The 19,279-nt window shown below is 60.4% G+C and carries 17 protein-coding genes; 12 read left to right on the forward strand and 5 right to left on the reverse strand.

The window, feature by feature from the left end; translation table 11 throughout:
- The first annotated feature begins 12 nt into the window (after positions 1-12).
- From K3177_RS11285 to K3177_RS11305, 5 genes are read left to right on the forward strand one after another with little or no spacing between them, the layout of a single operon-like run.
- Entirely contained in the window at positions 13-870 is an 858-nt protein-coding gene (locus K3177_RS11285; protein ID WP_221598529.1) for an XrtA system polysaccharide deacetylase, read from the forward strand.
- Entirely contained in the window at positions 867-1,928 is a 1,062-nt protein-coding gene (locus K3177_RS11290) for a FemAB family XrtA/PEP-CTERM system-associated protein (RefSeq protein ID WP_221598336.1), read from the forward strand. The genes K3177_RS11285 and K3177_RS11290 overlap by 4 nt, the downstream gene beginning before the upstream one ends.
- Positions 1,915-3,153: a TIGR03087 family PEP-CTERM/XrtA system glycosyltransferase gene (locus tag K3177_RS11295; RefSeq protein WP_345725396.1), complete on the forward strand. Its 1,239-nt coding sequence runs from the start codon at positions 1,915-1,917 to the stop codon at positions 3,151-3,153. Before K3177_RS11290 ends, K3177_RS11295 begins: the two co-directional genes overlap by 14 nt.
- Entirely contained in the window at positions 3,143-4,132 is a 990-nt protein-coding gene (gene xrtA / locus K3177_RS11300; RefSeq protein ID WP_221598337.1) for an exosortase A, read from the forward strand. Before K3177_RS11295 ends, xrtA begins: the two co-directional genes overlap by 11 nt.
- Before the next feature lie 12 nt (positions 4,133-4,144).
- Positions 4,145-6,043: an XrtA/PEP-CTERM system amidotransferase gene (locus tag K3177_RS11305; protein ID WP_221598338.1), complete on the forward strand. Its 1,899-nt coding sequence runs from the start codon at positions 4,145-4,147 to the stop codon at positions 6,041-6,043.
- On the opposite strand, the gene K3177_RS11310 is transcribed toward K3177_RS11305, so the two are convergent.
- From K3177_RS11310 to K3177_RS11325, 4 genes are all read right to left on the reverse strand, one after another.
- Positions 6,040-6,738, reverse strand: coding sequence for a pirin family protein (locus K3177_RS11310; protein ID WP_221598339.1), 699 nt, complete (start codon positions 6,736-6,738; stop codon positions 6,040-6,042). The genes K3177_RS11305 and K3177_RS11310 overlap by 4 nt on opposite strands.
- Positions 6,739-6,840: 102 nt before the next feature.
- On the reverse strand, positions 6,841-7,953 hold the full coding sequence (zapE, locus tag K3177_RS11315) for a cell division protein ZapE (RefSeq protein WP_221598340.1): 1,113 nt from the start codon (positions 7,951-7,953) through the stop codon (positions 6,841-6,843).
- Positions 7,950-8,417, reverse strand: coding sequence for a PaaI family thioesterase (locus tag K3177_RS11320; RefSeq protein ID WP_221598341.1), 468 nt, complete (start codon positions 8,415-8,417; stop codon positions 7,950-7,952). The genes zapE and K3177_RS11320 overlap by 4 nt, the downstream gene beginning before the upstream one ends.
- Positions 8,418-8,421: 4 nt before the next feature.
- A complete protein-coding gene (locus K3177_RS11325) occupies positions 8,422-9,204 on the reverse strand; it encodes a succinate dehydrogenase iron-sulfur subunit (RefSeq protein WP_103023741.1) in 783 nt (260 codons plus the stop codon).
- A gap of 154 nt (positions 9,205-9,358) precedes the next feature.
- Here K3177_RS11325 and K3177_RS11330 point away from each other — a divergent pair, with 154 nt between their 5' ends.
- Entirely contained in the window at positions 9,359-10,084 is a 726-nt protein-coding gene (locus K3177_RS11330) for an SDR family NAD(P)-dependent oxidoreductase (RefSeq protein WP_221598342.1), read from the forward strand.
- A 153-nt stretch (positions 10,085-10,237) separates the two neighbouring features.
- Positions 10,238-10,861, forward strand: a complete 624-nt coding sequence (locus K3177_RS11335) for a class I SAM-dependent methyltransferase (protein WP_247714433.1) — start codon at positions 10,238-10,240, stop codon at positions 10,859-10,861.
- A gap of 39 nt (positions 10,862-10,900) precedes the next feature.
- Here K3177_RS11335 and K3177_RS11340 read toward each other — a convergent pair whose 3' ends face one another.
- The gene (locus K3177_RS11340; protein WP_221598343.1) at positions 10,901-13,594 is read right to left on the reverse strand and encodes an Rne/Rng family ribonuclease; all 2,694 of its coding nucleotides are present in this window, start codon (positions 13,592-13,594) and stop codon (positions 10,901-10,903) included.
- 140 nt (positions 13,595-13,734) lie between these two features.
- Between K3177_RS11340 and K3177_RS15485 the strand changes: the two genes are divergently transcribed.
- The 5 genes from K3177_RS15485 (at position 13,735) to prfB (ending at position 19,260) form a co-directional block, all read left to right on the forward strand.
- Positions 13,735-13,857: a hypothetical protein gene (locus tag K3177_RS15485; protein ID WP_282099650.1), complete on the forward strand. Its 123-nt coding sequence runs from the start codon at positions 13,735-13,737 to the stop codon at positions 13,855-13,857.
- A gap of 187 nt (positions 13,858-14,044) precedes the next feature.
- Positions 14,045-14,908: an N-acetylmuramoyl-L-alanine amidase family protein gene (locus tag K3177_RS11345; protein WP_221598344.1), complete on the forward strand. Its 864-nt coding sequence runs from the start codon at positions 14,045-14,047 to the stop codon at positions 14,906-14,908.
- A 63-nt stretch (positions 14,909-14,971) separates the two neighbouring features.
- Positions 14,972-17,470 (forward strand): penicillin-binding protein 1A, encoded by a 2,499-nt coding sequence (locus K3177_RS11350; protein ID WP_221598345.1) that lies wholly within the window; start codon positions 14,972-14,974, stop codon positions 17,468-17,470.
- Positions 17,471-17,512: 42 nt separating this feature from the next.
- On the forward strand, positions 17,513-18,055 hold the full coding sequence (locus tag K3177_RS11355; RefSeq protein ID WP_221598346.1) for a peroxiredoxin: 543 nt from the start codon (positions 17,513-17,515) through the stop codon (positions 18,053-18,055).
- A 77-nt stretch (positions 18,056-18,132) separates the two neighbouring features.
- Positions 18,133-19,260 (forward strand): peptide chain release factor 2, encoded by a 1,128-nt coding sequence (gene prfB, locus K3177_RS11360; RefSeq protein WP_221598347.1) that lies wholly within the window; start codon positions 18,133-18,135, stop codon positions 19,258-19,260.
- Positions 19,261-19,279: the final 19 nt, after the last annotated feature.

Here is a 19,279-nt window from a genome sequence, read left to right on the forward strand (position 1 = left end):
TTGAGCGACAGTATGATCGTCAACGGCCTCTCGGTCGACGTGGAAGACTGGTTTCAGGTCGGCGCGTTCGAAAACACCATCTCGCGTGCAGATTGGGATGGACTGGAACTGCGTGTGGGGGACAACGTCGCACGCATTCTCGACCTGTTCGACGAAGCCGGGGTGAAAGCGACCTTCTTCACACTGGGCTGGGTGGCAGAGCGGAACCGTGCAGCGATGCAGTCGATTGTCAACCGGGGGCACGAATTGGCTAGCCACGGTTACGATCACACACGGGTATTCACCCTCACGCGCAACCAGTTCTCCGCCGACATTGCCAAGGCGCGCTCAATTCTGGAAGATGCCAGCGGAACAGCCGTTACCGGGTATCGTGCCCCCAGCTTCTCTATCGACGCGCGCAATCCATGGGCGCATGAAGTCCTGGCAGAGCATGGCTATGCCTATTCGTCATCGGTCGCTCCGGTAGTCCACGATCACTATGGTTGGCGCGAAGCGCCGCGTTTCGCATTTGACCCCGTGCCGGGCAGTGATCTCGTCGAAATTCCGGTCACAACTGCGCTTTTGGGTAAACGCCGCCTTGCAGCAGGCGGTGGCGGCTTCTTTCGCGTACTCCCCTACAGCTTCACCCGCTGGGCGATAAGGCAGGTCAATTCCGATCACCGACCCGCGGTATTCTATTTCCATCCATGGGAGGTCGATCCCGACCAACCGCGCGTGTCCAACGCATCGGTGCGATCGCGATTGAGGCATTACACCAATCTATCCAGAATGGCTGGCAAGTTGTCCGACCTGCTCGGCGATTTTGCCTGGGGTAGAATGGACGAGCTCGCGGCAAAGGAAAGATCGCGCAGCGTGAAGTGGGCCGCATGAACGCCCCGATCAGGCACACTGCGACCATTCGGCAGACGGACTTGGGCGACAAGGCCGAGGTGGCACGGATCGAACGCTTTGTAGCGGAACGCGGTGGCAGCGTCTTTCACCGTCCGGCATGGCTGCAAGCGGTCGAGCGGGGCACGGGCAATTCGGCGGTGGGGCTGATGCTGGAGCGCGGTTGCGGCCTCGAAGGCTGGTTGCCGCTAACCGAGATTCATTCGGCGATCTTCGGGCGCGCCTTGGTATCGAGCGGTTTCGGCGTAGGAGGCGGGGTATTAGCCGCGCGCACCGAAGACACCGAGAAATTGTGCCGGGCGGCGCAGGAAATTGCGCTGCGTCGTTCCGCCTCAACAGTTGAATTGCGCGGCGGAACCGCTTCAGCCGATTGGCTGGTTATCGATGGCAAGCATGCAAACTTCGCTGCGGATCTGGCGGAAGACGATGATGCGCAATTGCTCGCCATTCCCAGGAAAGCACGCGCTGAAGTTCGCAAGGGGTTGGCGAATGACCTTTCGGTGAGCATCGGAAGTGACGGGCAGGAGCGATCCGCCCATTACGCCGTTTACGCCGAAAGCGTGCGCAATCTCGGGACGCCGGTATTCCCGCGCAGTCTTTTCGATGCTGTTCTGGACATCTTCGGAGATGATGCGGACATTCTGACGGTCCGCCAGCAAGGCCTTCCAGTGGCAAGTGTGCTGTCCCTCTATCATGACGAAACGGTCATGCCGTTCTGGGGCGGCGGAACCTGGGCGGCGCGCAATATGCGCGCCAATGAGCGGATGTATTACGAACTGATGTGTCACGCCCGCAGGAGGGGATGCGTTCGTTTCGATTTCGGGCGCTCGAAAGTCGGAAGCGGGCCGTTCGCGTTCAAGAAGAACTGGGGGTTCGAACCGCAGCCCTTGACCTACTTTGCCTGGTCGGCGCCGGGGACATCAGCGCGAAATGTCGATCCGACTGATGAGGGCTATTCCGCCAAGATCGCTCTTTGGAAGCGGTTGCCTTTGCCGATCGCGAACCGGCTTGGTCCCTGGATCGCGCGTGGGCTGGGCTGACATGGGAGAGATCCTGTTCCTTGCGCACCGCGTCCCCTTTCCGCCGGATCGGGGCGACAAGATCCGCTCGCATCACTTGCTCAAGGGGTTGGCGAAGCTGGGGCCTGTGCATGTGGGCACCTTTGGCGAAACATCGCAGGATATGGCGCAGAAGAGTGCGCTTGCGTTGGTTGCAAAAACACATGCGCTGATCGAACGAACCAAGCCACTGCCGCAGGCGGGTATCGAGGCGGTGTTGAAGGGTAAGCCGGTAAGCCTCACCGCCTTCGATCACGCTGCCATGCGCCGCTACGTTGCCAAGACTTTGGGCAACCACCGGATCGACACGATTTTCGTCTTTTCGAGCCAGATGGGGCAGTACATTCCGGACGACTTCGCGGGTAGGGTCGTGATCGATCTGTGCGATGTGGATAGCGCCAAGTTCAAAGCCTATGCCGACGCCGGTCAGCGCAGTTGGATCAATCGCCGCGAGGGGCGGCTGCTTGCGACAGAAGAGATGCGGTTGGCCAACCGTGCGGATACCACCTTGCTGATCAGCGATAGCGAGGCCGCGCTTTTCCGGTCACGCCTAGATGGGTCGGAAGAGATCAATGTTCGGGCGCTGGGCAATGGGATCGATGCCGAATTCTTCGATCCGGCACATGTTGCGGTGCAGCCTGACCTGGAAGAGGGGGAGGGGCCCCAGCTGCTGTTTACGGGTCAGATGGACTATCCCCCCAATGTGGCTGCGGCGGAATGGATGATAGAGAATGTCATGCCCGAACTCCGCAAAATGCATGATCGGGCGCGTTTTCATATCGTCGGACGTGCACCTGTGGCGAGCCTCAGGAACCGGCATGGCGAAAACGGCGTGCGCGTATGGGGGGAGGTATCGGACATCCGGCCTTTCCTGAAATCTGCCGATCTCGTCGTGGCGCCGCTGCTGATAGCACGCGGGGTGCAGAACAAGGTTCTGGAGGCCATGGCCATGGCGAAGGCGATTGTGCTGACGCCGGGTGCGGCCACCGGAATAGAAGCACAGGACGATTTTCACTTTGCGGTGGCACACCCCGATGCGCCTGAAATGCTGCGGCGGATCGCGACGCTGCTGGCGGATGAAGGCACGCGCGCCGAGATGGGCAGGGCCGCCCGCGATTTTGTGCTGGCGAACATGAGCTGGAACAGCGTCCACATTGAACTTGAGCGTTTGCTCGTGAGCGGCGACACTGGACGCAATGCAGCCTGACCTTGCCATCGCCGGACAATATGCTGCGGGCCGCGGCCGCATCGCGGTGCTGCTTGCACTGGGTTGGGCGGGGCTGTTCGCAGCTACGCTGAGGGAATGGTCGGCGATGGCCCATCAATGGTGGAACATCGACACCTACAGCCATATCCTCCTGATCCTGCCCATACTGGCATGGCTCGTCTGGATACGCCGGGATGAAGTGGCACGGGTCGAGGCCCGGGGCTGGTGGCCGGGCTTTCTTTGGTGTCTGCTTGGTCTTGCCATCTGCTTCGCCGGTCGGTCGGCTGACATCAATCTGATCGCGCAACTGGGCGTGATCTTGGCATTCCAGGGTGCGACCTGCGGGATAGTCGGCCTCAGAGTTGGGCTCATCCTCGCCTTTCCTCTGGCCTACATGTTCTTCCTCGTTCCTTTCGGAGACGAAATCATTCCGCCTTTGCAGTATGTCACCGCAGAAATGGCGACCGCACTCACACGGTTCAGCGGTGTCGAAACGGTGGCAGATGGCATCCATATCGACACGCCTGCCGGACTGTTTATCGTGGCGGAGGAATGTTCGGGGGTGAAGTTCCTCGTTGCCATGGTCGCGCTTGGGGTGCTGGTTGCATACAGCTGCTTTGCGAGCTGGAAACGCCGCATCCTGTTCCTGCTGGCCTGCGTGATCGTGCCGATCGTGGCCAACGGCATTCGGGCATGGGCAACGATTTTCATTGCTCAGTATGTCGGCGCGGAAGCCGCCGGCAGTTTCGACCATATCGTCTACGGCTGGTTCTTCTTCGGTATTGTCATCGCCCTGGTTCTGGGAGTGGCGTGGCGCTGGTTCGAGCGCGAGCCGGAAGAGGCAGGCTGGAGCACGCAGCAGGTTTCGGCCCTGCCAATGTTGCAACGGCTGGAGAGGAACGGTGCCAGTCCCGCGCTTGTCCTTGGCGCGACACTTACTGCCGCTTTGGTCTTTGCCGTAATGCCGCGGCTCGGCTAGGCCCGCTCGCATATGTGCGGGATCGCCGGGATTTTCCATTACGAGACGGTAAAACCGGTCGATCCCAAGCGGGTCGAACGGATGACCGACGCGTTGGCGCACCGCGGTCCCGACGGTAGCGGCGTCTGGACTGCACCGGGCGTCGGACTTGGTCACAGACGCCTGTCGATCATCGATCTCGACGGATCCCCACAGCCCATGCGTTCGGCGGACGGGCGCGCCGTGATCGCGTTCAACGGCGAGATATACAATTATCGCGAACTGCGCCGCGAACTGGAGCGCGGCGGAGCACATTTCCGGACCGATGGCGATACCGAGACCATTCTTGCCGCCTGGCAGAAATGGGGAGTGGATTGCCTGTCCCGGCTCGATGGGATGTTCGCATTTGCGCTCTACGACATCGACCGGCGGCAGCTTTTCCTCGCCCGCGACCGTTTCGGGGTGAAGCCGCTTTATCTGGCGCAACTGGAGGGCGGCGCGCTCGCCTTCGCCAGCGAAATGAAGGGCCTTCTGGCCAATCCGCTGATGCGCCGAGTGATCGATCCGCTGGCGATCGAAGATTACATGACGTGGGGCTATGTGCCCGATCATCGCGCCATTCTGAAAGGGGTTGAGAAGCTTCCGGCAGGACATTTCCTGCTACTGGATCATGGCCGCGCGCCTGGCCCGCCCCAGCAATGGTGGGATATGGATTTTACCAGGCGTGAGACCGGGCGAACCGAAGACCTCTCCGCGCAGCTTCTCCACCTGATGCGCGAAGGCGTGACGAGCAGAATGGTTTCCGACGTTCCTCTGGGCGCGTTTCTGTCCGGAGGCGTAGACAGTTCATCCGTCGTCGCGCTGATGAGCGAGAGCAGCGCCGCGCCCGTCACCAGCTGTTCCATCGGGTTCGATGTCGAAAGTGTCGATGAGACGGCTTACGCGCGACAGGTCGCCGAACTGTTCGCCACCGACCACCACGAACGGATCGTATCCTCCGCCCAGTTCGGCGATATCGACCGGATCGCGGCGATCTTCGACGAGCCATTCGCGGATGCGAGCGCGCTGCCGACCTTACGGGTATGCGAATTGGCGCGCGAACATGTGACAGTGGCATTGTCGGGCGATGGGGCCGATGAAGCTTTCGCCGGATATCGACGTCAGGCATTCCATGCACGCGAAGAGCAGGTGCGCTCCGTTCTACCGAGTGGGCTGCGCGAACCGATGTTCGGAACGCTCGGACGTCTGTGGCCGAAAGCAGACTGGGCACCGCGCCCGCTGCGCGCGAAAACTACCCTGCTGTCTCTCGGGGGCAGCGGTGAAGCTGGCTATGCACGAGCCCTAGCGATCCTTTCGCCCGAGCAGCGCGAATTGCTTTATCATGCGGCGTTCCTGCGCGAACGTGGCGATTATCGGGCGGAGCAACCGCTGGAAAAGCTGATGCGAGATGCGCCTGCGCGAAGCGGTCTCGACCGGGCGCAATATGCCGATCTCAAGTTCTGGCTGCCCGGAGACATCCTGACCAAGACCGACCGGACGAGTATGGCAGTAGGACTGGAGGCGCGCGAGCCGCTGCTGGATCATCGCCTGATCGAATTCGGTGCGCGCCTGCCGCACCGTGAGCGTCTACGCGGTACGAGCGGCAAATGGCTCATGAAGCGCACGATGGAGCGCTACCTGCCCGACGACATATTGTATCGGCAGAAGCAGGGTTTCGTCACGCCGCTGGCGGAATGGTTTCGTGGACCGCTGGCTAGCGAGGCGAGGGCGATTGCATCCAGCGAACTGCTCACGGGCAACGGACTGTTCGCCCGCAAGGCGCTATCACGGCTTGCGGACGAACATATTTCGGGGCGGTCCGATCATGGCCGCGTCCTATGGCAATTGCTGATGCTGGAGCGTTCGCTTCGTCATCTCAAGCCGAGCGCTTAGCGCGCGTCGACCAGCACGATCTCGGCGTCTTCGAGCGCTTCGACAACGATTTCCGTCTCGCCACTCACGGCGATGCCATCACGCGGTTGAGCTTCGATCCCGTTGACCTTTACCCGTCCCGTGGGGGCAACGAGATACTGGTGGCGTTCGCCCGACGTGGTCCATGTGGCGGTCTGTCCAGCAGCGAGTGTCGTTGCGGCAACCTTGGCGTCGGTACGAATGGGGAGGGCATCGTCGGCTTCGGGCGTGCCGCTCGCAAGAACGGCAAACCCGCCTTCGCGCGTCGCTTTCGGAAATTCGCGCTGACCCCAGCCCGGCTTTTCGCCCGTACGATCAGGGATGATCCAGATCTGGAACAGCGTGGTGTCTTCGCTTTCCAGATTGTATTCGGCATGGGTGATACCGGTGCCTGCGCTCATCACCTGAACATCGCCGGCGGCGGTGCGGCCTTCGTTACCCAGGCTGTCACGGTGAGTGATCGCTCCGGTGCGCACGAAAGTGACAATCTCCATGTCGCGGTGCGGATGCGGGGGGAACCCGGATTGACCCTGAATCGTGTCATCGTTCCAGACCCGGATGTTGCCCCACCCCATACGGTCGGGATCATGATAATTGGCAAAGCTGAAGTGATGACGCGCATCGAGCCAGCCATGATTGGCGTGCCCAAGGGAAGCGAAAGGACGAATATCGATCATGGTCAAAGTCTCACATCGGCGGGGTGTTAACGCCGGTATGCGCCTGATGTGGGACCGACGAGAGAGCCGTCAAGAAACACCGTTGTAACTGCCCCGGCAGGCTTAGGCGACGCCGTGACCGCGAGCCATGTAGTCGCTGCTCTGCATTTCCTTCAGGCGACTTACGGTCCGTTCGAATTCGAACGCACCGTCGCCGGCGGTATACAGGTTTTCCGGTTCGGCGGCAGCCGTGGCAAACAGCTTCACATTGTTTTCGTAGAGCGCATCGACCAGCTTGGTGAACCGGATGGCCTCGTTCCGGTTGTCGGGCGACATGGCGGGAATTCCGACAACGATCACAGTATGGTAGGCATGTGCGATGGCGAGATAGTCTGCCGCCCCGCGATTTTCGCCGCATAACCGCTTGAAGCTGAAAACACCCACGCCCTTGAGGCTTTTGGGGACGTGCAAGGTCCGCCCGCCACCGAGATCGAGATCGGCGCTGGGCACGTTGGCGGCATCTTCCGGCTTGTAATCGGTCAGGCGGAAGAAAGCTTCGCGCACCTGCGCAGTGGCATCATCCCCGAGCGGGGAATGCCAGGTTGCGATGTCCCCCAGCCGGTCCATTCGGTAGTCGGTAGGCCCGTTGAGCGAAACGACATCGAGATCTGCCTCTATCAGGTCGATGAAGGGCAGGAAGAGGGAGCGGTTCAGACCGTCCTTGTAAAGATCGCGGGGAGGCCGGTTGCTGGTGGTGACGATCGTAACACCCTGATCGCGGATAAGAGCCGTGAAGAGCCGCGCCATGATCGCGGCATCGGCCGTATTGTTGACGACCATTTCGTCGAATGCGAGGCAGCGCACGTCCTGCGCGATATCGCGAGCCACCTTGCCAGTCGGATCGCCCGGATCGGATTCACGGCGCTCGCGAATGCGGCGATCGACCTCCAGCATGAATTCGTGGAAATGCACGCGTCGCTTTTCATCGATGCCCAGAGTTTCGACGAAGAGGTCCATGAGCATGGATTTGCCGCGACCAACGCCCCCCCACATGTAGACGCCCTGCGGGTTAGCCTTTCTGGCGCGGAACAATTGCGAAAGCAGACCGCCTGAACTTTCCGCCTCCAGATCCTTCTGCAGCCGGTCCAGCTGTTCGGCAGCGCGGCGCTGGTCGGGATCGGAACGCAATTCGCCAGCGGCGACCAGCCGCTCGTAGCGGGTGAGCATACCGGTCATGAGGCAGGGCGACGCTTCATCTTCTTTACGATACCGGAGAAGCTGGCAACGGTATGATCTTCCTGTTCCACGATACCGCGCACGAATACCATGCTGCCAGTCTCCCGAACGATTTCGCACACCGCATCGAGCGGGCGATCGGGTTTCCCGCCGCCGACGAACTGGGTGGAAAGTTCCACTGTCACCGATGGACCGGCATTGCCGGATCCGATCGTGTGCATGGTGGTAAACAGGCTGATGTCGATCAGCGACAGCGTCACCGCGCCATGAACGATGCCCTGCAGGTTTTCATGGCGGCGTTCAGGAAACATGCGCAGGCGCGCTTTCCCGTCATCGTCCACACGGGTGATGAGCTTGCCCATCACCGAGCCGTTGAACAGCGTCCGGTCTATCAGGTTCCAATGCCGCCAGCCGGGATTTTCCGGATCTGGACCGTGTTCGAAAACGTCGTCGGGTAGTGCCAAGGGATCAGATCGCGCGTTCGGCGATCATCTTCTTGGTTTCGGCAATCGCCTTCGCCGGGCTTAGCCCCTTGGGGCAGACGTTCGCGCAGTTCATGATCGTGTGGCAACGATACAGGCGGAACGGGTCTTCGAGCTGGTCGAGACGTTCGCCGGTCATCTCGTCGCGGCTGTCCGCCAGCCAGCGATAGGCCTGCAGAAGGATTGCCGGGCCGAGGAATTTGTCGGAATTCCACCAGTAGCTCGGACATGCGGTCGAACAGCAGGCGCACAGGATGCATTCGTAGAGCCCGTCCAGCTTTTCACGCTGTTCCGGCGTCTGCAGACGTTCCTTGCCCGATGGGGTCGTCGATACCGTCTGCAGCCAAGGGCGGATGCTGGCATACTGGGCATAGAAATGCGTGAAGTCGGGAACGAGATCCTTGATCACGTCCATGCTGGGAAGCGGCGTGATCCGCACTTCACCTTTCAGATCTTCGATAGCGGTAGTGCAGGCGAGACCGTTCTTCCCGTTCATGTTCATTGAACACGATCCGCAGATCCCCTCGCGGCAGGACCGGCGGAAAGTCAGCGTCGGATCGATTTCGTTCTTGATCTTGAACAGAGCGTCGAGGACCATCGGGCCGCAATCGTCCAGATCGATCTCGAACGTATCGTAACGCGGGTTTTCGCCGCTGTCGGGATCGTATCGGTAGATCTTGAACTTGCGGATGCGCGCGCCGCCCTCGGCCTTGTGGTCGCGGCTCTTGCCGGTGATCTTCGAATTCTTGGGAAGGGTGAAGGTCGCCATGTGCAGTATCGGTCCTGTTGCTTGGTGAAACCCATTAGCGCTTGTGGCGCACGGTGCAAGGGCGTGCGCATGCACAATTCGACGATTTGGCCCGGCAATTGCCGCACAGAGACGCCGGGAACCGCTTGGCCGGGCAATGGTCTGAACAGATATCATGGCTGCAGAAAAGACAGTGCGCCGGGCCGCGATCTTTGGCGCGAGTGGTGGCATCGGGAACGCGCTTGCCGCGGCTCTGGGAGATCGCGGCACGGAGGTCTGGGCGGGCAGCCGCTCGGGCACGGCGGTCGACGGTCGGTTTCGCGGGTTCCGGTTCGATCTGGCTGACGAGCGCTCGATTGCTGCTGTGGCGGAGCATATGGCCGAAAATCCGCCCGACATGGTGCTGGTCGCAACCGGTGTTCTGACACTTGCCGACGGGACCGGGCCCGAGCGATCGTTCCGCAAGCTCCGCGCAGAGGCCATGGAAGAAGCGTTTCGCATCAATACGATCGGACCTGCGCTTATCGCCAAGCATATGCTGCCGCTGCTGCCGCGCGATGGGCGCGCGTTCTTTGGCGCGTTGTCGGCCAGGGTCGCATCCATTTCCGACAATGGACTGGGTGGATGGCACAGCTACCGCGCCAGCAAGGCGGCGCTCAACATGCTCATCAAGAATTTCGCGATCGAGATGAAACGAACGCACAAGGGTGCGGTCGTGGTCGGCCTGCATCCTGGAACCGTCGATACGGACCTTTCCACGCCGTTCCAGTCCAACTTGCCGGATGGTCAGGTGGTCCCCCCTGCGCAAGCGGCGGCCAACCTGCTCGCTGTGATCGATAGCCTCGAACCAGGCGACAGCGGGAAGTTGTTCGATTGGCAGGGAGCGGAAATTCCTGCCTGAGGGCAGGGTGAATATCACTGGCTAAGCAAGCGATCACACCGTTCCCTCGTCAGCCTGCCAACCCTTTACGGACAGGAAGAAACGACTTGTCGCCGTCAAGAAACAGCGTAGCCTTCGATTTGTCGCGCAACCGGAGGATATTGCGCTGTGGGGATGAAAGCCTGGTACGATGACCACGTGATGCCGCGAGTGATCACGGCTGCATGCGGGCAAGAAGGGATCGAGAAGCGGCGGCGCCAGATCGTGCCACTCGCCCGAGGCCGGGTTTTCGAGATCGGCTGTGGTGGCGGGCTCAATCAGGCACTTTACGACGCCGACGCGGTCACATCGTTCTCGGGCATAGACCCGCATGCGAAACTTCTAGACGGCGCTCGTAACCGCGCCCGCGCGAAGGGTTGGAGCGTCGATATTCGCCAAGGTGTAGGGGAGGACATCCCTTTTCCGGACGGATCTTTCGATACTGTAGTCTGCACCTACACACTGTGTTCGGTCGATGATCCCACGAGTGTGCTATCCGAATTGCGACGGATACTAGCCCAAAATGGAAGGCTTCTGTTCCTGGAACATGGGCGTGCGCCCGACGCAGCTGTCGCGCGCTGGCAGGAGCGGATCGAACCGGTGTGGAAGCCATTGGCGGGCGGCTGTCATCTGACCCGCCCGATCGGCTCTGCCCTGCGAGCGGCAGGCTTCGCTGTGGAACCCCTCGGCCAGGCCTATCTTAAAAAGGCGCCCAAGGTGATGGGGTGGATGGAATGGGGTGTAGCGCGCAAGGCGTAAGGATCGACGAGCCATCGGCCCGCCGATCCTTTTCATGACCTAGTCGTCTCCGAAAGTCCGCTGCCACCAGCCGCGCTTCGGCGCGGGGGCCTCTTTCGGCTGTTCGGGGGCTGCGTCCGGCGCTGCCGGCAGATCGGCTTCAGGCTGTGCTTGCGAAGCTTCGCTCGCAGGTTCAGCCTCGACCTTGGCAGCCGTCTTCTTGGCGGGAGCCTTCCGGCGTGTCCGCTTCGGTTTTTCTTCTTCGATAGCCGTTTCAGGCTGCTCGGGCGCAGCTTCGACAGCAGGTGCTTCGGCGTCGGCCTTTTTCTTGCGCGGTGCGCGCTTCTTCGGCTTGGGCTTTTCGGCCTCTTCCGGTTCCGCTGCCGCTTCAGGTTCGACCTTCTTCTTGCGGGGCGCGCGCTTTTTGGGCTTCGGTTTTTCTTCGGCTTCCGTATCGGCAGCAGCCTCGGCCGTTTCCGGTGAGGCTTCGGGGCCAGCGACAACAGCCATGTCTTCTACGACCGCTTCGGAAACTTCACCGAGTTCATCGGTGTCTTCCGAAGTCATATCGTCCGACTTCTTTCCGCGACCACGTCCGCCACGGCGACGGCCACTGCGGCGACGGCGCTTCTTCGGCTTGTCGTCGCCGTCTTCATCATCGCTTTCGTCGCGCGTCTCGTCCGAAGCTTCGTCGCCGTCGTCGTCATCATCGCCGTCTTCGTCGTCGCGCTGACGGTTCTTGTTGCGGCCACGGCCACCGCGTCGGCGGCGGCGCTTCTTGCGGGGACGATCATCGTCGTTCTCGTCCTCGTCGGTTTCCTCATCCTGCTCGGGCAGGTCTTCTTCTTCGTCGTCGTCTTCCTGAACGATAGGTTCGAAGCGCGGGGCATCTTTCGGCTTCGGCCCGTGGCTCGAGACGGTCATCTTCGCGCCTTCTTCCTCACCCTCGGGCACGACTTCGACCGTTACGCCATAGCGCTGTTCGATCTCCATGAGATCGGCGCGCTTTTCGTTCAGGAGATAGATCGCCGCTTCGGTGCTGGCGGCGAGGCGAATGATCGATCCCTTGCCCTTGGCCGCTTCGTCTTCGATCAGGCGAAGGGCGGACAGACCTGCGGAAGATGCAGTGCGGACGAGACCGGTACCATCGCAATGCGGACAATCACGAGTGGTCGCTTCGAGCACGCCGGTGCGTAGACGCTGGCGGCTCATTTCCATCAGGCCGAAGCTGGAGATACGACCGACCTGAATACGGGCACGGTCGTTCTTGAGCGCTTCTTTCATCGCCTTTTCGACCTTGCGGGTGTTCGAATGATGCTCCTGATCGATGAAATCGATGACCACCAGACCAGCCATGTCGCGCAGACGCAGCTGGCGAGCGATTTCGCGCGCTGCCTCGAGATTGGTGTGAAGCGCCGTCTGCTCGATATTGTGCTCTTTGGTCGAACGTCCGGAGTTGATGTCGATCGACACTAGCGCTTCGGTCGGATTGATTACGAGATATCCGCCCGACTTAAGTTGAACGACCGGATCGTACATGGCCTTCAGTTCGTCTTCCGCACCGTAGCGCTGGAACAAAGGCACCGGATCAGAATATTGTTTAACCCGCCGTGCATGGCTGGGCATCAACAGCTTCATGAATTCCTTGGCCGATTTGTAACCGGGTTCACCTTCGACCACGACTTCTTCGATGTCGCGATTGTAGATGTCGCGGATTGCGCGCTTGATAAGGTCGCTGTCCGAATGGATCAGCGCAGGCGCGCTGGAGGACAAGGTACGTTCGCGAATTTCATCCCAAAGGCGGGCGAGGTAATCGAAGTCGCGCTTGATTTCGGTTTTGGTGCGGCTGAGGCCAGCCGTCCGAACGATAAGGCCCATCGATTTGGGCAAGCTCAGATCTGACACGACCTGCTTGAGCCGCTTGCGGTCAGATGCCGACGAGATCTTGCGGGAAATGCCGCCACCATGACTGCTGTTCGGCATGAGGACCGTGTAACGCCCGGCCAGGCTGAGATATGTCGTTAATGCAGCACCCTTGTTGCCGCGTTCTTCCTTGACGACCTGGACGAGCAGAACCTGGCGGCGCTGGATGACGTCCTGGATCTTGTAGCGACGGCGCAGCGCCATGCGCTTGGCGCGGGCTTCGTCGACTTCCTTGGCACGGCTCCGGCCACCTTTGCCCTGACGGCGTCCACGGCCGCGGCGGTTGCGATCGCGACCTCGCGATCGACCGTCTTCGTCGGAATCCTCATCGGACGAATCATCATCGTCATCGTCGCCATTTTCCATGTGGCCTTCTTCGATCGTAGCAACATCGTCCTTGTCGGACGTATCGACTTCTTCGAGGCCATCTTCGGCAAGGTCTTCGGCGAGGGCTTCGGAGCTTTCATCATCCGCGTCGTACTCGTCGCCCGGCATTTCGCCGCGTTGCTCTTCCTCATCGCGCAGTCGCTGCTCTTCTTCTGCAGCTTCGGCTTCCGCAGCGAGCAGGGCTTCGCGGTCTTCCTTCGGTATCTGGTAATAATCGGGATGGATTTCGCTGAAAGCCAGGAAACCGTGACGATTGCCGCCAAAATCGACGAACGCTGCCTGAAGCGACGGTTCGACCCGGGTTACTTTAGCTAGATAGATGTTTCCTTTGATCTGCTTGTGATCGGCAGATTCGAAATCGAATTCCTCAATCCGGTTGCCTTTGAGCACCGCCACCCGGGTTTCTTCCTGGTGGCGCGCATCGATTAGCATGCGCGTTGCCATTGATATGTCTCCAGCCGCGACGGGACAGGTGTGAACCTGAATCTGCGCGGCGTATTTTGTTGGAAAGTCCGCGGCCCGATCCGGGCTTCGCGGTGTTTGTGAACCGGCCAGTTCCAGCAATTGCATGGGGCCGGGTATTTGTGAGTGCCGAGCTTGCCTTGCGCATCTGCAGCGCTGTCCGGCCCGAAATAGCGGCAAAGGCAATCGCCTGCGCTGCTGTTATCGGGGAGAAACGGGCCATGTCCGGCATCAACCTGTATTAATTTGGGCTTTCACGGCGGAAGCCGTTGTGGCCTGAAAAAGAACGGCTTTTTTCGGTGACCCTCTTCGTCGCGCAATATTCGCGCCGATCGGAGGCACCTCGTAACCGATGAACTATCGCTAGCACCGTGGGTTTCGCACGGCAACCATATTGCGTCATTGGATAACAAGGCGGTAACCGTGCCCGTAATGACGATGCGCGCGCAAATCCTTTTGCTGACGTTGCTGCCGCTCGCAGTGCTGGCTGTACTCGCCATGACAGCCGTGCGTATTCCCGTGCCTGAGATAGGCCGGGGCTACGTCGTTCATATCGAACTTCCCGTTACGGATACTCCAGAAGCGCTTCCAGACGTGGCGGGAGCGAACAGCGCACCACTAGTTGTGATAGATGCCGGCCACGGAGGACATGATCCCGGGGCGGCGGGTCAAGGCTATCGAGAAAAGACTATCGTGCTCGATCTGGCGAGGGCACTGCGCGACGAGCTCGAAAAAGGGGGTGAGGTCCGCGTCGCACTGACGCGAGACGAGGATCGCTACCTTGTTCATGCCGAGCGGGTCGATATCGCGCGCAAGCTCGGTGCCGATCTATTCATATCGATCCATGCCGATAGTGCCGGAGACGCTGCCGATGTAACGGGGGCCAGCATCTATACGCTGTCTAACCAAGCTTCCAGTCAGGCGGCTGCTCGTTTCGCTGAACGGGAGAATGCATCCGACCGACTGAACGGTGTCGATGTCGGCGGTGAGAGCGACGCTGTAAGCACCATACTGGTCGAATTATCGCAACGCAGGACGCAGGAAAAGTCGGACGAGCTTGCTCGGCTGATCCTTCGCGAGGCTGACGGGGTCATCGATTTTCATCCGCAGGCGCGCCGATCAGCAGCACTGAAGGTTTTACGCGCGCCAGACGTACCATCGATCCTTTTCGAAAGCGGCTTCATAACTAACGAAGAGGATGCGCAGCGTCTTGCTTCTCCCGAAGGTAGATCACGGTTCGCCGAAGTCATGGCGCGGGCTATCCGCATTTATTTCGCGCGACAGCAAGAAAGCTGACCGGCTAACACTCTTCGTTCTGGCGAATTACAGAATTGGCGTGCTAGAGGCCGATCCCATACCATGTCCGAGCAGTCAGCCCTTCAATACTATCGCTATCGCATCATGCGCGATCCCAAGCGCCTGATCGATTGGTTCAATGACAATTGGGCGCATAGCCGCAGGCTGCGCTTTGCATGTTACCTTGGCGGGTTCGCCATCGTCATGCTCCTGCTGGCATGGGCGACGCTCGGTCGCAATCTTCCCGACGCCGAATCGCTGCTGGAATATGAAACGCCGTTGCCGACGGTAGTGCGCGGTATCGATGGCGAAATCGTCAACACTTATGCCCGCGAACGGCGCGTCCAGCTCCAGTATGTGGATTTTCCGGAGAAACTGATCGACGCGTTCCTTTCTGCCGAGGACAAGACCTTTTTCAGCCACGGCGGGGTGGATATTACCGGAACGGCGAACGCGGTAATCGATTATGCTACGAAGTTTGGTTCTGGCCAGCGCGCGGTGGGTGGCTCGACCATTACCCAGCAGGTCGCCAAAAACCTGCTGCTGGGCGACGAATATTCGGTTACCCGCAAGCTCAAGGAAATGGTCCTCGCCACACGCATCGAAAGCGTGCTGACCAAGCAGGAAATCCTCGAACTGTATTTGAACGAGATCCCGCTTGGGCGACGCAGCTTCGGTGTGCAGGCTGCCGCTCGCGCTTACTTCGACAAGGATGTCGGTGATCTCGATTTGAACGAGATGGCGTTTCTGGCCATCCTGCCCAAGGCACCCGAGCGTTACGGCCGCGCCCGCTATCACGACCTTGCTATCACCCGCCGCAACTTCGTGCTCGACCAGATGGTCGCCAACAATTTCGTCACGGCCCAAGAAGCCGCTGCGGCCAAACGTCAGGATCTGGGCCTCGTCCAGCAGCGCAGCGAGCGTTCTGCCGATGCCGGCTATTTTCTCGAAGAAGTCCGCCGCCAACTGATCGATAAGTTCGGCGAGACGGCAGACGATGGCCGCAACAGCGTTTATGCTGGTGGGCTGTGGGTGCGCACTTCGCTGGATACCGAGCTTCAGCTTGCGGCACGCGACGCGCTGCGCAAGCAGCTGATCAGCTATCATGGCAATCGCGGCTTTACGAAGCCTATCGCGACACTCAATCCCGACAATGGCGATCTGACGTCGCAGTTGGCTTCATCGAACATTTCGATCAATTACGAAGACTGGCGTGTGGGCGTGGTGACTGCCCCCGGGCGGATTGGCTTTTCCGATGGCGAAGAGTTCGCCTTGTCGGGCGGGCCTTCTTCGCTGGCCGTCGGCGATGTTGTTGCTGCGGTCAAATCCGGTAGCGGTTATGCGATCCGCGGCGTGCCCGAGGTATCGGGCGCATTTCTGGCAGAAGCCCCACAAACCGGACGCATCCTCGCCATGCAGGGCGGCTTCGATAGCCGACTTGGCAGCTTTAATCGCGCGACCCAGGCGCTTCGACAGCCCGGTTCGACCATCAAACCGTTCGTCTATGCTTCCGCGCTCGATCACGGCATGACGCCGGCCACGCAGGTCCCGGACCAGACCTTTTGCGTGTGGCAGGGCGCCAATCTCGGCGATAAATGCTTCCGCAACTTCGGTGGCGGGGGCGGCGGTGTTCACACTTTAAGGTGGGGTCTCGAACAGAGCCGCAACCTCATGACGGTTCATATCGCGGACGACACCGGCATGGATAATGTGATCAAGACGATCGACCGCATGGGCATCGGCAAATACGAACCGTATTATTCCTTTGCCCTGGGTGCCGGCGATACGACCGTTGCGCGGATGGTGAATGCCTATGCCGCACTGGCCAATTGGGGACGCCAGAATGATGGTTCTGTCATCGACTACGTCCAGGATCGCGACGGCAAGGTAATCTATCGGACCGATCGTCGGAATTGCACCGGCTGCAACATGGCTGAATGGGATGGACAGCCGATGCCGCGTTTCGAAGTTTCAGGCAGGCAGGTGCTCGATCCGCGGACTGCATTCCAGATGGTTCACATGCTGCAGGGCGTCGTAACCCGCGGGACAGCCGTGCGTCTGCGCAGCCTCGACCTGCCGCTCTTCGGAAAGACCGGCACTACCAACGGACCTACCAACGCATGGTTTGTCGGGGGCTCGCCCGACATTATCGCAGGTATGTACGTCGGTTTCGATCAGCCCCGCAATCTTGGGGGTTGGGTACAGGGCGGCAATACGGCTGCGACAATCATGAAGCGCTTTATCGAGGCGACGAAGGATCGTTGGCAGGCCGAGGATTTCGTTGCACCGCCGGGCGTCCGCATGGTCAAGATTGATCGTCGCAGCGGCAAGCGCGTGTTCGAAGGAACGCCTTCGGACGAGCCGACAGCGTCGATCATCTGGGAAGCTTTCAAGCCCGATACGGAGCCACCGCGCGCCACACGGTCGGACGAGATTGCAGCCAAGCGTAATGAGATTCTCGAACTCATTCGTCTGGCGAGGCAGGGTGCGCAGCGTGCACGGGCCAACCAGGATGGCGTCCGTGCCGACGACTTCGTCGAGGAGCAGGGCGGAATATATTGATCGCGGCTTGGCAGGGGCGCTTCGAAGGTCCATTATAGGTGCATGAAGATACTGCGCACAGTCATCGTTGCGGCCGCCCTCGGCCTTTCCGCTTCGCCCGCTCTTGCTGCCCTGGATAAAGGCGCGGAGGCACCGCGGTTTACCGCGCAGGGCGCGATGGCAGGCAAGCCGATCCGGGTCGATCTCGCCACCTCGCTCAAAAAGGGGCCGGTCGTCCTCTACTTCTTTCCGGCAGCTTTCACATCGGGCTGCAATCTGGAGGCCCAGGCTTTCGCCGAGGCAATGGATGACTTCCGCAAGGCAGGGGCCACCGTGATCGGCATGACCGGTGGCAATACCAGTCAGTTGCGCGAATTCTCCGCCAAGCATTGCGCAGGCCAGTTTCCCGTGGCGACTGCATCGAAGGACCTGATCGAGCGCTATGATGTTTCGCTGGGCCTCGGGGCAGACAAGGCCGGATGGAGCGACCGAACGACTTATGTCATCGATCGCGATGGCAAGGTGGCTTTTTCTTATTCGAACCTGAAGCCACAGGAACATGTGGCGCGCAGCCTCGCGGCGGTGCGTTCGCTCGCGCGCAAGTAAGCCGCCTGCAGCATCTTCCCCGCGCCGCGCGTCTGCGCTAGGCGGCGCGCCCGCACATCTTTTGCCAGGAGAGTTCCATGCGTGCCGAAGGGCAGGCCCATATCGAAAGGATCGAAGCCGCATTGGCGCTGGTCCGCCAGTCGCTCGACTGGGAGCGGGCGTTACGCCGTCTCGACGAGCTCGATGCGCGCGTTCAGGACCCCAATCTGTGGGACGATCCCAAGCAGGCGCAGGCTGTCACGCAAGAACAGAAGCGCCTCGAAACGGCGATCAATACTGTCCGCGAGATCGAGGCTGAAATGGCGGATGCCATGGAGTTCGTCGAAATGGGCGAAGCCGAAGGCGATGCCGATGTGGAGCGCGAAGGGCTCGATACTCTGGCGAGTCTGGGCGAACGTGCCGATCGCGACAAGGTGCAGGCTTTGCTTTCAGGCGAGGCTGACGGGAACGATACCTATCTCCAGATCAACGCTGGCGCGGGCGGTACCGAAAGCCAGGATTGGGCGGATATGCTCCTGCGCATGTATGCGCGCTGGGCGGAACGTCGTGGTTTCAAGGTGGAAACTGTGGAATATGCGGCCGGCGAACAGGCTGGGATCAAGAGTGCGACTCTGCTGATCAAGGGCGAGAACGCCTATGGTTATGCAAAGACCGAGAGCGGTGTTCACCGCCTCGTTCGGATAAGCCCATACGACAGCTCCGCGCGGCGCCACACCAGCTTCAGTTCGGTATGGGTATATCCCGTGATCGACGACGACATCGACATCGAGATCAATCCATCGGATCTGAAGATCGATACCTATCGCGCGTCCGGAGCGGGCGGACAGCACGTTAACACGACCGACTCAGCTGTACGGATCACGCACCAGCCCACCGGCATCGTCGTCGCGAGCCAGAACGATCGCAGCCAGCACAAAAACCGTGCGACCGCCATGAACATGCTGAAAGCGCGCCTCTTCGAGCGCGAGATGGCAGAGCGCGAGGCCGCGGCTTCGGGGGAATATCAGGAGAAGAGCGAGATCGGGTGGGGGCATCAGATCCGGTCCTATGTTCTCCAGCCGTATCAAATGGTGAAAGATCTGCGCACCGGTGTGCAGTCTCCGACGCCGGATGACGTATTGGATGGTGCGCTTGATCAGTTCATTTCGGCTGCCTTGGCGCAGCGAGTAACTGGCGAGACGGTCGATGTGGAGGATGAGGATTGAAACCCGTTGCGGCCTTGAT

Source organism: Qipengyuania pacifica, assembly GCF_019711555.1.
Classification (GTDB): Bacteria; Pseudomonadota; Alphaproteobacteria; order Sphingomonadales; family Sphingomonadaceae; genus Qipengyuania; species Qipengyuania pacifica.

What these genes read in the sequence shown, in the direction of transcription:
- zapE (WP_221598340.1), bottom strand. Translation starts at nt 7,953, where the DNA reads ATGACCGGTATGCTCACCCGCTACGAGCGGCTGGTCGCCGCTGGCGAA.
- K3177_RS11305 (WP_221598338.1), top strand. Translation starts at nt 4,145, where the DNA reads ATGTGCGGGATCGCCGGGATTTTCCATTACGAGACGGTAAAACCGGTC.
- K3177_RS11355 (WP_221598346.1), top strand. Translation starts at nt 17,513, where the DNA reads ATGAAGATACTGCGCACAGTCATCGTTGCGGCCGCCCTCGGCCTTTCC.
- prfB (WP_221598347.1), top strand. Translation starts at nt 18,133, where the DNA reads ATGCGTGCCGAAGGGCAGGCCCATATCGAAAGGATCGAAGCCGCATTG.
- xrtA (WP_221598337.1), top strand. Translation starts at nt 3,143, where the DNA reads ATGCAGCCTGACCTTGCCATCGCCGGACAATATGCTGCGGGCCGCGGC.
- K3177_RS11290 (WP_221598336.1), top strand. Translation starts at nt 867, where the DNA reads ATGAACGCCCCGATCAGGCACACTGCGACCATTCGGCAGACGGACTTG.
- K3177_RS11285 (WP_221598529.1), top strand. Translation starts at nt 13, where the DNA reads ATGATCGTCAACGGCCTCTCGGTCGACGTGGAAGACTGGTTTCAGGTC.
- K3177_RS11325 (WP_103023741.1), bottom strand. Translation starts at nt 9,204, where the DNA reads ATGGCGACCTTCACCCTTCCCAAGAATTCGAAGATCACCGGCAAGAGC.
- K3177_RS11335 (WP_247714433.1), top strand. Translation starts at nt 10,238, where the DNA reads ATGAAAGCCTGGTACGATGACCACGTGATGCCGCGAGTGATCACGGCT.
- K3177_RS11350 (WP_221598345.1), top strand. Translation starts at nt 14,972, where the DNA reads ATGTCCGAGCAGTCAGCCCTTCAATACTATCGCTATCGCATCATGCGC.
- K3177_RS11345 (WP_221598344.1), top strand. Translation starts at nt 14,045, where the DNA reads ATGACGATGCGCGCGCAAATCCTTTTGCTGACGTTGCTGCCGCTCGCA.
- K3177_RS11310 (WP_221598339.1), bottom strand. Translation starts at nt 6,738, where the DNA reads ATGATCGATATTCGTCCTTTCGCTTCCCTTGGGCACGCCAATCATGGC.
- K3177_RS11330 (WP_221598342.1), top strand. Translation starts at nt 9,359, where the DNA reads ATGGCTGCAGAAAAGACAGTGCGCCGGGCCGCGATCTTTGGCGCGAGT.
- K3177_RS11340 (WP_221598343.1), bottom strand. Translation starts at nt 13,594, where the DNA reads ATGGCAACGCGCATGCTAATCGATGCGCGCCACCAGGAAGAAACCCGG.